Below are 14,945 nucleotides of genomic sequence, written 5' to 3' on the forward strand. Positions count from 1 at the left end.
CGTCGAGCCTGCCGGCCGCGACAATCAATAGCCGAGCGCGCAGCCGTCCTTGCGCGGATCGGAGCCGCCGGTCAGCGTCCCCTTGTCCCAATCGATCCAGATGCCCTGCCCACCGCCGAGCGGCGCGACCACGCTGGTGGTCTTGTGACCGATCTTCTTCAGGCCTTCGACGATCTCCGCCGGCACGCTGTCCTCGAGCTGGTAGACGCCTTCGTAGTGCAGGCCACGCGGCATATCGATGGCTTCCTGGATGTCGCAGCCATAGTCGAGCATGTTGGTCAGCACACGGGTCTGGCCGACCGGCTGGTACTGCCCGCCCATCACGCCGTACGGCATCACCGCACGGCCGTTCCTGGTGGCCAGCGCCGGGATGATGGTGTGCAGCGGACGCTTGCCCGGTGCGATGCAATTCGGATGTCCGGGCTGGATGCGGAAGCCGCCGGCGCGGTTCTGCAGCAGGACGCCGGTCTTGTTGGAGACGATCGCCGAGCCGAACGAATGCGCGATCGAATTGATGAACGAGCAGACGTTGCGATCCTTGTCGACCACCGTGATGTAGACCGTCGACGGATTCATCGGCGGCGCAACGTTCGGCAGTTCGAGCAGCCGGTCCATCCGGATGTTCTTGATGTGCTCTTCGGCGAATTCCCTGGCGAGGATGCCGGCGACGTCGACATGCACGTGCTGGGGATCGCCGATATGCTGCTCGCGCATCATGTAGGCGATGCGTGCCGCCTCGGCCTCGAGATGGAAGCGCTCGATGCTGAGCGGCTTGAACTTGGTCAGGTCGAAGCGCGACAGGATGTTGAGCATGACCAGCATGGTGATGCCGGGGCCGTTCGGCGGGCACTGCCAGACGTCGTAGCCCTTGTACATCGTGCCGATCGGCGAGGTCGCCTCGGTCGAGTGCGCAGCGAAGTCCTCGAGCGTGTGCAGGCCGCCGATGCCGCGCAGCGTGTCGACCATGTCGGCGGCGATTTCGCCGCTATAGAAGGCGTCGCGGCCCTTTTGCGCGATCGCGCGCAGCGTCTTGCCGAGCTCGGGCTGGCGGATCACGTCGCCGGCAACCGCGGGCTTGCCGTGCGGCAACAGATAGCGCTCGGTGTTGGTGCCGTTCTTCAGCTTCTCGAAGCCGTTCTTCCAGTCGAAGGCGATACGCGGAGCGACCACGTAGCCCTCTTCGGCGGCCTTGATCGCGGGCTGCAGCAGCCGGTCAAAGCCGAACTTGCCGTGGTCCTTCAGGATCACGTCCCAGGCATCGACCGCGCCGGGAATGCTGACCGCATGGGCCGAGGTCAGCGGCACCGAACGGATCTTGCGCTCGAGATACCAGTCGACGGTCGCCGCCATCGGCGCCCGGCCGCTGCCGTTATAGGCGGTGATCTTGCCTTCTCCCCGCGGCTGGATCAGCGCGAAGCAGTCGCCGCCGATGCCGGTCGATTGCGGCTCGATGACGCCGAGCAGCGCGCAGGCTGCAACCGCCGCGTCGGCCGCCGTGCCGCCCTCGCGCATCACCTCGATGGCCGCGAGCGCCGCCTCTGGATGCGACGTCGCCACCATCGCGTTCTGGGCGTGGACCGTGGAACGGCCGGCGAAATGGAAATTCCTCATGACGGAGTGCTCGCTTGATCGTGATGGTCTGATGCGGCTGCGGCGGATGATGCCACGTACATGGCACACTCATCCCCGGCTGAGCAATGCCTGGCATGCCAGGGGAATTATCCCGACAATGCATGGCTTTGCGGGTTTCGCCGGCCTGGCCGGCCTGATAAACCCCGGCGATGCCCTTCAAGGTCGCCGCCTTCTACCAGTTCGCCGCGCTGCCCGACTTCCGTGCGCTGCGCGAGCCGTTGCGCGCGTTCTGCGCCGGGCTCGATCTCAAGGGCAGCGTGCTGCTCGCCCATGAGGGCATCAACGGCACGATTGCCGGCACCGACCAGGGCATCGACGACTTCGTTGCGGAGCTCAGGCGCGGACCGCTGTTCGGCGGTCGCCTCGCCAATCTTGAGCTGAAGTTCTCCGAAGCCGCGCAAATGCCATTCCAGCGGCTCAAGGTGCGGCTGAAGAAGGAGATCGTCACGCTCGGCGACACCACGGTCGATCCGACGCGGCAGGTCGGCACCTATGTCGATGCCGCCGACTGGAACGAGCTGATCGCCGCGCCTGACGTCATGGTGCTCGACACCCGCAACGCGTTCGAGGTCGCGATGGGCACATTCGAAGGCGCGGTGGATCCCAGGATCGCGAGCTTTGGACAATTCAAGGAATTTGCGGCGCGAAACCTCGATCCGGCGAAGCACCGCAGGATTGCGATGTTCTGCACCGGCGGCATCCGCTGCGAGAAGGCCAGCGCCTATCTGCTCGCGCAGGGTTTTGCCGAGGTCTATCACCTCAAGGGCGGCATCCTGAAATATCTCGAGGAAACAACGCAGCGGGACAGCCGCTGGCGCGGCGACTGTTTTGTGTTCGACGAGCGTGTCGCGCTCGGCCACGGCCTGCGCGAGCGTGCGGAAGCGCTTGCGAGCGACGTGGAGCGCGCGGGTGCCCCCTGCGAGGCTGCCGTCCATGAATGACACGGCAAAGCTGGGCGAGCGGATCGAGGCGCTGGAGGTCCGCCTGACCTATCAGGACGAAACCATCGAGACGCTGAACCAGACCATCACGGCACAATGGAAGCAGATCGACGCGCTGACGCGCCAGATCGCCGAGTTGCGCGACCGGCTTCAGGAGGCCGAACGCCATGCGCCCGGCCCCGCCAACGAGCGCCCACCGCACTATTGACCGGTGCCGCCGGACCGCGGCAGCACCAGCTACATGTTGCTCACCTGACGCATCGGCTTCGCGCCGCTGAAGAACAGGCTGGACAACCGCTGCACCATCGCCGTGGCGCGGCTGCCTTCGAGACCAGGGCGAACGCACAGCAGGCGCTTCTGCACCGGAAGCTCCGGAAGATAATAGTCCTTCGCCGAAATCAGCGAGGACGGGATCATCCGCTCCGGGCACGCTGTCAGGCCGTATCCGGCCCGTGCGGCTTCCAGACGCAGCTGGTGGTTCGGGCTCCTGAACACGATCTTGTACGAGATGTTGTGCTTGGTGAGCGTCCGGATCATCCAGTCGTCACCCGGCCAGGCCAGGATCGGGATCGGGGCGCCCGGCCGCAGCACAAAATCGCGCGATCGCACCCACACCGACCGCTCGTCGGCTTCGGCGGCGATCGTCACCTCGTCCTCGTTCTCCAGCGAAGGGTTGCTGTAGACGAACGCGATGTCGATGTAGCCGTCGATCAATCCCCTGATCACGGCCGGTGACATGTCGGCGTGAAGCAGAACGTCGGCGAGTGCATCGGATGGATGCAGCTTCAGGAATTCCTCGGCGAGCATCGTGCTGATTCCCAGCCGCAACGGCTGGGGTCCTTCATGATTGCCGCCGAGCCGAAGCAGTTGATCGTTGGCTTCGAGGATGCGCCTCGCCTGCTGCACGGCGACCTTGCCGAGCTCGGTGGTCGTGGTGCCGTTCGCGGTTCTGACGAAGAGCGCGCCACCAATCAGGCTTTGCAGTCGCTTGACCTGCGAACTGATCGCCGGCTGGCTGAGGCCGAGACGCTCCCCGGCCTTCGACAGGCTGCCCGTCTCGGCGATCGCAACGACGGTGCGAACGATTTCAGTAGGAATATTCAAATGCTGACGCGGTCTATGCATCGCGAGCCCTCCAATCTCAGCGGGGACGCAATTCCAATCTCCACAGTATGTGATCAGGCTATACTAACATTTGGTTGCACTTTCGTTTAGGTACAATTACCGCCAAGGCACTGATATTACAGGCCATATGTATTGTTACGTGCATTGCTCCGCATATCACGGTATCCGACAACTACATCTGCACACGCCGCAGCACGTCAACCGCACCACGCCCCGGGTTTTTGCGGATATCGCATCAGAGATTCTGATCGCCCCATAACGTTTCACTGACCCGATAAGTCTGGATTGGCGCCGCTGATTCGCGAAAGCGTTTTCATAGTTTTCCTTAATCAAAGCCTCGCAACGTGACGTCGTAGTCGGCGTTTCGAGGTGTGTTGCAATGACCAGGTTTTTTCGCTGCCGAAGCGGTGCGTCTGCCGTCGAATTCGCGCTGATGCTGCCGCTGTTTCTTGCCTTCATTTTCGGCATCATCGTCTTCGGCTCGTATCTCGCCATGGTGCATGGCGTTCAGCAACTCGCCGCCGAAGCGGCGCGGTCATCCATCGCGGGAATGACCGACACCGAACGCAACAGCCTCGCGACGAACTACGTCACCGCCAACGCGTCGACCTATCCGTTGCTCGTTCCCGGCAATCTCACGGTCAATGCCGCGCCGTCTCCATCGAATGCCAACGTCTACGTCGTGACGGTCAACTACAACGCGGCCGGCAACTTCATCTACAAGCTGCCCTTCGTCCCCGCCCCGGCGAGCACCATCGTCCGCTCCGCGGCGATTCAGTACGGAGGATTCTAGGATGAGAGGCGTCCTCATGCTGATGCGGCGCTTCGGCGCCGACGAACGAGGAAACTTCGCGATGATCAGCGCCGGCCTGATGACGCTCCTGATCGGATGCGCCGGGCTCGCAATCGATCTCGGCACGATCTTCGCCGACCGGCGCAAGACGCAGAGCACCGCCGATCTCGCCGCGATCGTCGCCGCCGCCAACCTGAACAATCCGGTCAACGCCGCCACCGCGACCGTGACGCAGAACAAGTACCCGGCCAGCGCGCTGGTCAAGGTCGAGACAGGGACCTACACCGCAAACAGCGCCATCGCGCCGCAGGCCCGTTTCGTGACCCCGGCGGTTGGCACTCCCAACGCCGCGCGGGTCACGCTGAACACCCAGACCCCGCTCTACTTCGCGCGCTACCTGACCGGCGCGAGCAGCTTCACCATCAAGACGACCGCCACCGCGACATCGACCGAAATGGCCTCGTTCGCGATCGGCTCGAGGCTGCTCTCGGTCAACGGCGGCGCGCTCAATGCGCTGCTCGGCTCGATGCTCGGCACCACGCTGTCGCTCTCGGTGATGGACTACAATGCGCTGATCAGCGCGAAGATCGACGCACTGGACTTCCTGTCGGCACTGGCGACCCGGGTCAACCTGACCGGCGTCACCTATAGCGACCTGCTGAGCAGCAACATCAAGGTCGGCGACATCGTCGCGTCCGCGCTGACCACGCAGCAGATCACCAACGGCGCCAACGCGGCGACGACCGCGCTGTCGACGATCTCCCAGGCCGTCACCGGCTCCACCACCAAGATTTCGCCGGGCACGCTGGTCGACCTCGGTCCATTTGCCAATCTTACTGTGGGGCAGAAACCCAAGGTCGGCGCCAGTGTTTCGGTGTTCGACCTGATTTCCACGGTGGCGCAGATCGCCAACGGCAACCATCAGATCGCAACCTCGATCAATCTCGGCCTGCCGGGCATCGCCAATGTCTCCGTGATCGCAACGATCGGCGAGCGCCCGGTCGGATCGAGCTGGATCGCGATCGGCACCCAGGGTGTGAGTGTCCATACCGCGCAGACCAGGATCCTGGCGACGATCAATGTTCTCGGCTCCGGCACCGTGTCCGCGATCAATCTCCCGGTCTATGTCGAGGTCGCCTCGGGTACTGCGACACTCAGCGCGGTGTCCTGCGGCCACCCGAACATCAGCACCTCGCAGGTCACGATCGGCGTGACGCCGGGGATCGTGGATGCATGGATCGGCAACGTCACGGTCGCCGACATGACCAACTTCACGACCAAGCCCAATCCGCCGCCGGCGACCCTGGTCAACCTTGGTCTCGCCACCGTCACCGGCCGTGCCCATGCCGGCATGGGCAACACCACGCCGACCAATGTCAATTTCAGTTACAGCGACATCCAGTCGGGCACCAAGAAGACGGTGACGACGACCAACTTCCTTTCATCGCTGACAGGAAGCCTGCTCGGCGACCTCTCGCTGACCATCAATCTCGGCCCGCTCGGGCTGCCAATCCCGGGATTGGGGGCGCTCGTCATGAGCATCCTGAATGGCGTGACGAGTTCAGTCGATCAGGTGCTGGCGTCGCTGCTCGCGACGCTCGGCATCGGGCTCGGCCAGGTCGACGTTTGGGTGCTGGGCATCCGCTGCGACGGCGCCGTGCTGGTGAACTAGAGCATGATCCGGAAAAGTGCGAAGCGGTTTTCCCTCGCGACAAACGCAAAGCGTTTGCGCAGAGATCATGCTCAAACAAGAAGAGAAAGCGCGACCATCGCGCTTGAGGGGACCGGTCGCGACGGGCATCACATGGGGGGTAGGAGACTGCCGTGAGCACCACGATAAGATACAAGACCGACAGCCAACGAACGATCCTGCTGAAGCGCGGGACGATCTTCTTCCGCAACACCAGTGTCGGATGTCTCGTGCTCAACCTCTCGACCGGCGGCGCGGGGCTCGCCGTGGAAAGCGACGTCGCAATCCCGCTCGCGTTCGAGCTCGAGATCGAGAGCGAACCGATCCGGCGGCACTGCATTGTGGCCTGGCGCCTGGAGCGGCGGCTCGGCGTGACCTTCGAATCTGACCGGATACAGCGCCCCGCAAGCGGCCCCGTCTAGTTTATCCCGGCAATCAGGGTACACGGATGGCTCGGTCGCTCCGCGGCGAGCAGGTCGCCGCAAGTTGAACTCACTTGGCATCGTGGTTAGCAGCCGCTGGGATATACCAGCTAATTGTCCCGATTGCCGTCGTGCTTCGAGGGCGCGGGCTGCGTGGCGCTGACCGGATCGGAGGCCGGGAAGGTATCCTCGAGCCCCTCCTTCAGCCGGGCGCGAGCCTTGCGGTCGGCAGCCTGCGCCTCGTGCGGCTTCTCGGCATGCTTGTCGTGCGGGGCAGGATCGAATTTGTCGGCCATGTCGTCCCTCCATTCGCGGGGACAACGCGGCCACGCAAAGAGGGGTTCCAGAACCGCCTTGGCCCATTGCGCTGCAGCGTGTATCAGGGGCGCAAATTTTGACCGTGATCAGGAACCATCCGCGTGCCCCAGGATCCCACCAAGAAGCCGCTCATCGACGTGCTGTCGGGCCACCGGCAGGCCGCGCCGCCGCTCTGGATGATGCGCCAGGCCGGCCGCTATCTGCCGGAATATCGCGAGCTGCGCGCCAAGGCCGGCGGCTTCCTCGATCTCTGCTTCACGCCCGAATTCGCCGCCGAGGTCACGCTGCAGCCGATCCGCCGGTTCAACTTCGACGCCGCGATCATCTTCTCCGACATCCTGGTAATCCCCTACGCGCTCGGCCGCTCGGTGCGCTTCGAGGCCGGCGAAGGACCCCGGCTCGATCCGCTGGCAACGCCCGGCGAGATCGCAACGTTGGCGACCCATGCCAACTTCGACCAGCTCGAGCCGGTTTTTGAAGCGTTGCGTCGCGTCCGTCGCGAACTCGCCCCCGAGATCGCGCTGATCGGCTTCTGCGGCGCGCCGTGGACGGTCGCGACCTACATGGTGGCCGGACAGGGCACGCCGGACCAGGCACCCGCGCGGATGCTTGCCTACCGCCATCCGGACGCGTTCGCCAAGATCATCGACGTGCTGGTCGAGAACTCGATCCACTATCTGGTCGGCCAGTTGAAGGCCGGCGCCGACTGCCTGCAGATCTTCGACACCTGGGCCGGCGTGCTGCCGCCGCGCGAATTCGCCCGCTGGTCGATCGAGCCGACCAGGCGCATCGTGGCCGGGGTGCGCAAGCAGGTCCCCGGTGCCAGGATCATCGGCTTCCCGCGCGGCGCGGCAGGCCTGCTGCCGACCTATATCGAGCAAACCGGCGTCGATGCGGTCTCGATCGATTGGGCCACCGAGCCGTCGATGATCCGCGAGCGCGTGCAGAACCGCGTCGCGGTGCAGGGCAATCTCGATCCGCTAGCCCTGATTGCCGGCGGCGCCGCGCTCGACCGCGCGGTGGACGATGTGCTGGAGAATTTTGGCAAGGGGCGGCTGATCTTCAATCTCGGCCACGGCATCCTGCCCGAGACGCCGATCGCCCATGTCGAGCAGATGGTCGCGCGGGTGCGCGCGTATAAGGGCTGAGGTAGCCCGAGTTACGGACCTATCACCGTCATCCTGAGGAGACCGCGCAGCGGTCGTCTCGAAGGGTCGACGGCCCGGGTCTCGCCACGAGCGAAAAGGGCCGCGCGCCGAAACATCGGGGCCGTCGACCCTTCGAGACGCGCTACGCGCTCCTCAGGGTGACGGACTGAACAACGGCGGGCTACCTGGCATCCTCCAAAATCATATCGGACGCCTTTTCCGCGATCATGATCGTCGGCGCATTGGTATTGCCCGACATCAGGTCCGGCATGACGGACGCATCGACCACGCGCAGACCTTCGATGCCGCGCACCTTGAGCCGCTGGTCGACCACCGCGAGCGGATCGTTGCCCATCCGGCAGGTCGAGGTCGGATGATAGACCGTGCTGCCGGTGCGCCGGCAGAAATCGAGCAGATCGTCGTCGCTGACCACCTTGGCGCCGGGATCGACCTCGCCCACTGAGTAGGATTTCAGCGCCGGTGCGGCCAGGATCTTGCGCAGGATGCGGATGCCATCGATGAAGGCGCGGCGATCGGTCTCGGTCGCCAGATAGTTGATGCGGATTTCCGGCGGCACGCCCGGATCCGCGCTCCTGATCTTCAGCGAACCGCGGCTCTCCGGACGCAGCTGGCAGACCGAGGCCGTGAAGCCCGAGAACGGATGCAGCTTCTCGCCCATCTTGTCGGTCGAGAACGGCAGGAAGTGGATCTGGATGTCGGGCGACGCCAGCCGCGGGCTGGTCTTGAAGAACGCGCCGGAGGTGCCGGCGGCGATCGTCAGCGGCCCCTTGCGCAGCGCGGCGTAGCGGAGGCCCGCCATGACGCGGCGCACGGGATGATTGATGACGTCGTTCAGCGTGACGGTCTGCGCGCAGCGCGTGACGATGCGGACCTGCATGTGATCCTGCAGATCGTTGCCGACGCCGGGCGCATCGAGCACGACCTCGATGCCGTGCTGCTTCAACAGATCGGCGGGGCCGACGCCGGAGAGCTGCAACAATTGCGGCGAGTTGTACGCACCGCTCGATACCAGCACCTCCTTGCGCGCCCTGGCCTTGCGCAATTGCCCGTCCTGCTTGTAGGCGACACCGCTCGCGCGCTTGCCGTCGAACATGATGCGCTGCGCCAGCGCCGAGGTCTCGACATGGAGATTGCCGCGCGTCAACGCCGGCCGCAGATAGGACCGCGCCGTCGAGGCGCGCCGGCCGCGCCGCGTCGTGGTCTGGAAGAAACCCGCGCCCTCCTGGGCCGCGCCGTTGAAATCCGGATTGGTGGGAATACCGACCTCGGCTGCGGCATGCACGAAGGCCTCCGACAGCAGATCGTGATGCCGCCAATCCGACACCGGCAGCGGACCGCCGGCGCCGTGATATGTGTTGGAGCCGCGCTGCTGGTCTTCCGCCTTCCGGAAATAGGGCAAGACGTCGTCATAGCCCCAGCCGGCATTGCCGCGCTGTCGCCAGCGGTCATAGTCCTCGTGCTGGCCGCGCACATAGAGCAGGCCGTTGATCGAACTGGAGCCGCCGAGCACCTTGCCGCGCGGCTGGAACACCTGCCGGCCGTTGAGGCCGGGCTCCGGCTCGGTCTGGTACATCCAGTTGACGGATTTTTCCTTGAACAGCTTGCCGTAGCCGAGCGGGACATGGATCCAGATGTTGCTGTCCTTCGGTCCGGCCTCGAGCAGCAGCACCGAGTGCTTGCCGTCAGCGCTCAGGCGGTTGGCGAGCACGCAGCCGGCCGAGCCGGCGCCGACGATGACGTAATCATACTCCGCCGCATCATGATTATTGTTCACTGGTTTCCCCCGGAATTTCTTTCTTCCGGTGGTACAGACAAAGCGCCGGCTTGAAAAGACTGGTGCCCCGTTCCGATTGCATCGGCACGGAGCCCTGGATTCTTGTCTTGACGCGTTTTCTTCACGCGAACCGGTATCCACTTCGCTCGAAAACGCTCTAGTGCCATGCGCTGAGGTTCTGGAGCAGTTGCTCGACAAGCATATTGAGCTCGCCGGCATTGCGCGCGGCGCCGAAGACGTAGCGGTCCGGCCGCACGATGACCGCCGCGGAGTCATGCTGCCGCATCCAGTCCGCGAACAAACCGTCGCGTTCGATCACGGTCAGCAGACCGTCGGTATCGCTACTTTCGCCTGACGCAGTGATGACGACGCGCTCGCCTGACAGACGCTGCCAGGCGCTCGAGGACGCGTCCGACAGCCACGCCATCGGCTCCGCCGCCGACGTCACGATCGCGAATTCCGGTTTCAGGAGATCGTCGAGCCGGTATGTCCGCCCATCCGGCGCACGCACATGCGGCTGCACGAACAGCCGCCCGGCAAGCGCAGCATCGCGCGCGATCAGGCCGGAGACGAGATCGGGGATGAATTTCTGCCTGATGGTTTCGGCCTTGCCGGCCTTCAGGTCGGCGCGCAGCCGCAGGTCGCGTTCGGCGGCGGCCACCGGATCGAGCTCGCCGATGATCTTACCGAACTCCTTAGCGCTGGAGACCACGGCGCGGACATGCGGCTTGCGCTCGATCTCGTAACTGTCGAGCAGCGCATCGCCCGCGTCGCCACGCAGCACAAGGCGGAGCTTCCAGGCCAGGTTCACCGCATCGCGGATACCGGCGCACAGCCCCTGCCCGAGGAATGGCGGCGTCTGGTGCACGGCATCGCCCATCAGCAGCACGCGGCGGTCGCGCCAGCGCTGGCCGAGCAGCGCGTGAAAGCGATAGACCGCCGAGCGCCAGATCGTGAGATCCGAGATATCGGTGAAACCCTCGAGCAGCTTCACGACGTTGTCAGGCGCGCCGGCCGCCTCGGGGTCCTCGCCGGGCAGCAACTTGATCTCCCAGCGCCGCAAATTGCGCGGACCCGGCACGAAGGTGCCGGGACGCGACGGCCGGCAATACTGAAAGCTCCTGGCCGGCCGCCTGGCGGGATCGCTGGTCAGCGTGTCGACCACCATCCACCATTCATCGAAGGCGAGGTCGTCGAGGCCGATGCCGAGCTGCTTGCGGACGAAGCTGTTGGCGCCGTCGCAGCCGACCAGATAGCGCGCGCGGATCAAGACCTCCTCGCCGGACTCGCGGCGCGCGGTCAGCGTCACCGCGCCGTCATCCTGCTCCAGCGCCACTCCTGTGGCCGCAAGGAAGACGTCGGCATGCGGATAGTCGGCGAGCCTGTCGCGCAGCGCCTGCTCGACGTCCGGCTGCACGAAGGTCACATTCGGAATCCAGCCGAGCGGAAACGGCGGCGGCATCGGGTCGAAGATCTTGATGATCTCGCCGTCGACGCCGAGATAGTGCGAGCCGTTATGTGGGGCGATCGCCTGCTCCATGAAATCGCCGAGCCCGATTGCCTGCAGCACGCGCAGCGCCTCGTGGTCGAGCGTGATCGCGCGCGGCTTGTCGTAGATGCCGGCAACGCGCTCGACGACTGCGACCCTCAAGCCGGATTTCGCGAGCAGATTGGCGAAGATGGCACCGACCGGACCGAGGCCGACGATGGCCACGTCATGGATGGGATTATCGGCTGGCATCGACATGCTACGTCGCGAGGTAGCTCTCGAGCGTCAGCGGCTTCGGCTTCACTTGCGGCTCGCTGATCGCGACACCTTCGAACGGCGTCGCCTCCTCGAACCAGGCCTGCCGCGCCGGCAACCCCCACGGGAACGAGATCGTATGGTCGGACGGATCCCAGCCGACCGGCTCGTTCTCGATGTCCATGATCTGGTAGTGCGTGTTGAACAGCTCGACGCGATGCCCATCGGGATCGCGCATGTAGACATACATCGCGTGTCCCGGCCCATGGCGCCCGGGGCCGCGTTCAACGGCCGCGCCATAGCCGAGCTCGCCGGCAATATCGCAGGCGTTGAGCAGATGATGAACCTCTGGCGCGAGAAACGCGAAATGATGCAGCCGCGGTCCGGCGCCGTTGAAGAACACGATGTCGTGCGGATTGCCCTTGCGCTGCAGGAAGACGCCGCGCAGATCGAATGTATCAGCCGGCGCGATATACTCGCTGAGCCGAAAGCCTGCCGCGGTGTAGAACTCGCACGCCTTGCGCACTTCGGGCGTCAGGACCTGGTAGTGATCGAGCCGCAACGCCGAGCCGCCGGCATGGCGGGTGAATTTGGTGATCATCCGCGGCAGCACCGGCATGGTCGCGCAGAACTCCAGCGGCGTGCCGGCCGGATCGGTCGCATGCAGGGTGCGGCCCTGATGCGGCACCTCGACCCAGACGGCCCGGCATCCCTGCGCTTCGAAGAAGGCCTTGAGCCGGTCGAGGTCATCGTCCTGAAACACCCGCAGGCCGAGCCGCGCACAGGCGGCGCCCTCGCTCCTGCGCAACACAAGGCTGTGATGACAGGCCTCCTCGACGCCGCGAAAATAGAGTGCGCCGCCCTCCTCCGCGGTCAGGATCAGCCCGACCACCTTTTCGTAGAACTGCCGGCTCGCCGCGAGGTCACGCACGGTCAGGACGACATGGCTGGCCCGCGTGATCCGGAACCCGGGATCGTGGTTCGTGATCGGGAGGCTCATGCGCACCTTCTGGTTTTTGCCGTTCGCGGGAACCCGACTCATTGCGAAAAACCCGCGGGGGATCAAGCAGCGCAGCGTCGAGCAAGCTTTGCCGCTTCGTGACCTCGCGTCACGCATTTGTATCGATTTGTTAGCAATGCCCGCCGGTGGAACCGAAGGAGGGGCCCGCCGTGGCACGGTCCGTTCCAATAGTTCATAGTTTGTCAAAGGTTTGCAGAGAATTCTTCGCCACTGCGCCATGGCCAAACCGGGCAGGCAACGTAGTGATGCGTACCCATCTGAGATCATATTTCGCGGCCCTGTTCGCGGGCGACCTCGCGGCCTTCGGTGCACCACCGGCGGATGAAGCGCTTGCCGGCCACATCCGCGCCGAACAGGTCTCGCTCGTGCTCGGCTATTCCTTCGGCATCATGCTGGCCAACGCCTGCAACGCGCTGGTGCTGGCGATTGCGCTGTGGCAATCGCCGGACTGGGCCTTTGCGCTGGTGTGGGCGGCCGCGGTCGGCAGCGCGGCGCTGTTCTTCGGCTTGCAGGCGCGGGCAGCGCGCCGCATCGCCAAGCCGCAATTCGTGTCGCGCCGAACCATGTACCGGCTGGTGCGCAATGCGCTGGCGCTCGGGACGGCTTGGGGCGTCGTCCCCGTGGCCTTCTTCGCCAACGCATCGAGCGGCGCCCAGCTCGTCATCACCTGCCTGTGCGCCGGAATGCTGGCCGGCGGCGCCTTCGCGTTCTCCACCATCCCGATCGCCGCGATTGCTTTCACCGCACCGATCTTCGTCGGCACCGCGATCTGCCTCGGCCGGGACGGGGATTTCGTCTACCTCCTGGTGGCCGTGCTGGTCCTGGTCTACGGCTCGGTGCTGCTGCGCGGCGTCTTCCTCAACGCGTTCGAGTTCAGGCGGCGGATCATCGCCCAGCACGAGGCCGAACGGACGGTGAGGCAGGATCCGCTGACGCATCTGCCGAACCGCGTCGCCTTCAATGAGGCGCTCAACGGCGCACTGAACCGGCTGGCGCGGTCGGGCGAGGAATTCGCGGTGCTGCTGCTCGATCTCGATCGCTTCAAGGAGGTCAACGACAGGTTCGGCCATCCGGCGGGCGACGAGTTCCTGGTGCAGGTGGCGGCCCGGTTGCAGCGCTGCACGCGCGCGGCCGAACATGTCGCACGGATCGGCGGCGACGAGTTCGCCCTGATCATGTCGAATCTGACGCGGCCCGAGGACGCGTTGGCAATCGCCGAACGGTTCGTCGCGGCCTTTGCCGAGCCGTTCCCGATCGATGGGCTGGAGGTCAACCGGACGATCAGCATCGGCATCGTGCTGGCGCCGCGAGACGGCAGCACGTCCCACGACCTGCTCAAGCACGTCGACATCGCGCTTTACCGGGCGAAGAAATCCGCGCCCGGCACCATCTGCTTCTTCGAGGCCAGCGACGACCAGTCGGCGCGCGACCGCCGCGCCCTGCAGCGGGATCTCGAGCATGCCATCGAGGCGGACGAGCTGTTTCTGGTCTACCAGCCGTTCCTCGACATCCGCAAAGGCCGCATCACCGGCTTCGAGGCACTGCTGCGCTGGCAGCATCCGACGCGCGGCTTGATCCCGCCGACCGTCTTCATCCCGATCGCCGAGGAAAGCGGACTGATCCACCAACTCGGCGAGTGGGTGATCCGCCGTGCCTGCGCGATGCTGTCGCGCTGGCCGGACGACATCCGCATCGCGGTCAATTTCTCCGCGGTCCAGTTCCAGAACGTCGGCATCCTGCAGACGATCGTCGACGCGCTGGCCGAGGCGAATGTCGCGCCGAACCGTCTCGAGATCGAGATCACCGAGTCGATGCTGATCTCGAAATATGGATCGGCGCCCGCGATCCTGCATGCGCTGCTCGAGCTCGGCCTGACGGTCGCGCTCGACGATTTCGGCACCGGCTTCTCGTCGCTGACCTATCTGCGCAAGCTGCCGTTCAGCCGCATCAAGATCGATCAATCCTTCATCCGGGACATGCTGACCCAGCCGGACTGCGCCGCGATCGTCAAATCGGTGATCGGCCTCGCGCAGGAGCTGCAGATCGGCGTCGTGGCCGAAGGCGTCGAGACCGCAGATCAACTCGAATATCTGCGCCAGACCAGCTGCGACGAGGTCCAGGGCTATCTGATCGGGCGGCCGATGTCAGGCAGCGAGATTTCCGCACTGCTCGATCACAATCCGCAGCACTCGGTGCACGCGGCGTAGCGCCATCGAGGGCGCGCGCCGAATGAGCGCGTCGGTCGGACTGTGTCGCTTTTTCTGCTGATCCCGGGAGGCTGCGAGCAAATTCCGCCGTCATTGCGAGCGAAGCGAA

13 protein-coding genes are annotated in these 14,945 nt (G+C 65.0%); 7 read left to right on the forward strand and 6 right to left on the reverse strand.

What is annotated here, in order from left to right; all coding sequences use genetic code 11:
- Positions 1-24 precede the first annotated feature (24 nt).
- Entirely contained in the window at positions 25-1,611 is a 1,587-nt protein-coding gene (gene ggt, locus ACVWYP_RS38330) for a gamma-glutamyltransferase (protein ID WP_304496942.1), read from the reverse strand.
- A gap of 170 nt (positions 1,612-1,781) precedes the next feature.
- Here ggt and trhO point away from each other — a divergent pair, with 170 nt between their 5' ends.
- Together trhO and ACVWYP_RS38340 are read left to right on the forward strand one after the other, a co-directional pair.
- A complete protein-coding gene (gene trhO, locus ACVWYP_RS38335; protein ID WP_304496943.1) occupies positions 1,782-2,573 on the forward strand; it encodes an oxygen-dependent tRNA uridine(34) hydroxylase TrhO in 792 nt (263 codons plus the stop codon).
- Positions 2,566-2,781, forward strand: a complete 216-nt coding sequence (locus ACVWYP_RS38340) for a SlyX family protein (protein ID WP_038382484.1) — start codon at positions 2,566-2,568, stop codon at positions 2,779-2,781. Before trhO ends, ACVWYP_RS38340 begins: the two co-directional genes overlap by 8 nt.
- Positions 2,782-2,810: 29 nt before the next feature.
- Here the strand turns inward: ACVWYP_RS38340 and ACVWYP_RS38345 are convergent, their stop codons facing one another.
- A complete protein-coding gene (locus ACVWYP_RS38345; RefSeq protein ID WP_304496944.1) occupies positions 2,811-3,698 on the reverse strand; it encodes a LysR family transcriptional regulator in 888 nt (295 codons plus the stop codon).
- 379 nt (positions 3,699-4,077) lie between these two features.
- Between ACVWYP_RS38345 and ACVWYP_RS38350 the strand changes: the two genes are divergently transcribed.
- The 3 genes from ACVWYP_RS38350 (at position 4,078) to ACVWYP_RS38360 (ending at position 6,603) form a co-directional block, all read left to right on the forward strand.
- Positions 4,078-4,491 (forward strand): TadE/TadG family type IV pilus assembly protein, encoded by a 414-nt coding sequence (locus tag ACVWYP_RS38350; protein WP_028338572.1) that lies wholly within the window; start codon positions 4,078-4,080, stop codon positions 4,489-4,491.
- A 1-nt stretch (position 4,492) separates the two neighbouring features.
- Positions 4,493-6,163, forward strand: coding sequence for a pilus assembly protein TadG-related protein (locus ACVWYP_RS38355; RefSeq protein ID WP_304496945.1), 1,671 nt, complete (start codon positions 4,493-4,495; stop codon positions 6,161-6,163).
- Positions 6,164-6,315: 152 nt separating this feature from the next.
- Positions 6,316-6,603, forward strand: coding sequence for a PilZ domain-containing protein (locus ACVWYP_RS38360; RefSeq protein WP_304496946.1), 288 nt, complete (start codon positions 6,316-6,318; stop codon positions 6,601-6,603).
- A 110-nt stretch (positions 6,604-6,713) separates the two neighbouring features.
- Here ACVWYP_RS38360 and ACVWYP_RS38365 read toward each other — a convergent pair whose 3' ends face one another.
- Entirely contained in the window at positions 6,714-6,899 is a 186-nt protein-coding gene (locus tag ACVWYP_RS38365; RefSeq protein WP_028338569.1) for a hypothetical protein, read from the reverse strand.
- Between the two features lie 123 nt (positions 6,900-7,022).
- Here ACVWYP_RS38365 and hemE point away from each other — a divergent pair, with 123 nt between their 5' ends.
- Positions 7,023-8,069: a uroporphyrinogen decarboxylase gene (gene hemE, locus ACVWYP_RS38370; RefSeq protein ID WP_304496947.1), complete on the forward strand. Its 1,047-nt coding sequence runs from the start codon at positions 7,023-7,025 to the stop codon at positions 8,067-8,069.
- A gap of 181 nt (positions 8,070-8,250) precedes the next feature.
- Here the strand turns inward: hemE and ACVWYP_RS38375 are convergent, their stop codons facing one another.
- The 3 genes from ACVWYP_RS38375 to ACVWYP_RS38385 form a co-directional block, all read right to left on the reverse strand.
- Entirely contained in the window at positions 8,251-9,864 is a 1,614-nt protein-coding gene (locus ACVWYP_RS38375; protein WP_304496948.1) for a GMC family oxidoreductase, read from the reverse strand.
- Between the two features lie 157 nt (positions 9,865-10,021).
- On the reverse strand, positions 10,022-11,611 hold the full coding sequence (mhpA, locus tag ACVWYP_RS38380) for a bifunctional 3-(3-hydroxy-phenyl)propionate/3-hydroxycinnamic acid hydroxylase MhpA (RefSeq protein ID WP_304496949.1): 1,590 nt from the start codon (positions 11,609-11,611) through the stop codon (positions 10,022-10,024).
- 1 nt (position 11,612) lies between these two features.
- The gene (locus tag ACVWYP_RS38385) at positions 11,613-12,608 is read right to left on the reverse strand and encodes a VOC family protein (RefSeq protein ID WP_304496950.1); all 996 of its coding nucleotides are present in this window, start codon (positions 12,606-12,608) and stop codon (positions 11,613-11,615) included.
- Positions 12,609-12,874: 266 nt separating this feature from the next.
- Between ACVWYP_RS38385 and ACVWYP_RS38390 the strand changes: the two genes are divergently transcribed.
- Positions 12,875-14,836, forward strand: coding sequence for a putative bifunctional diguanylate cyclase/phosphodiesterase (locus ACVWYP_RS38390; protein WP_304496951.1), 1,962 nt, complete (start codon positions 12,875-12,877; stop codon positions 14,834-14,836).
- Positions 14,837-14,945: the final 109 nt, after the last annotated feature.

Source organism: Bradyrhizobium sp. USDA 3262, assembly GCF_054060035.1.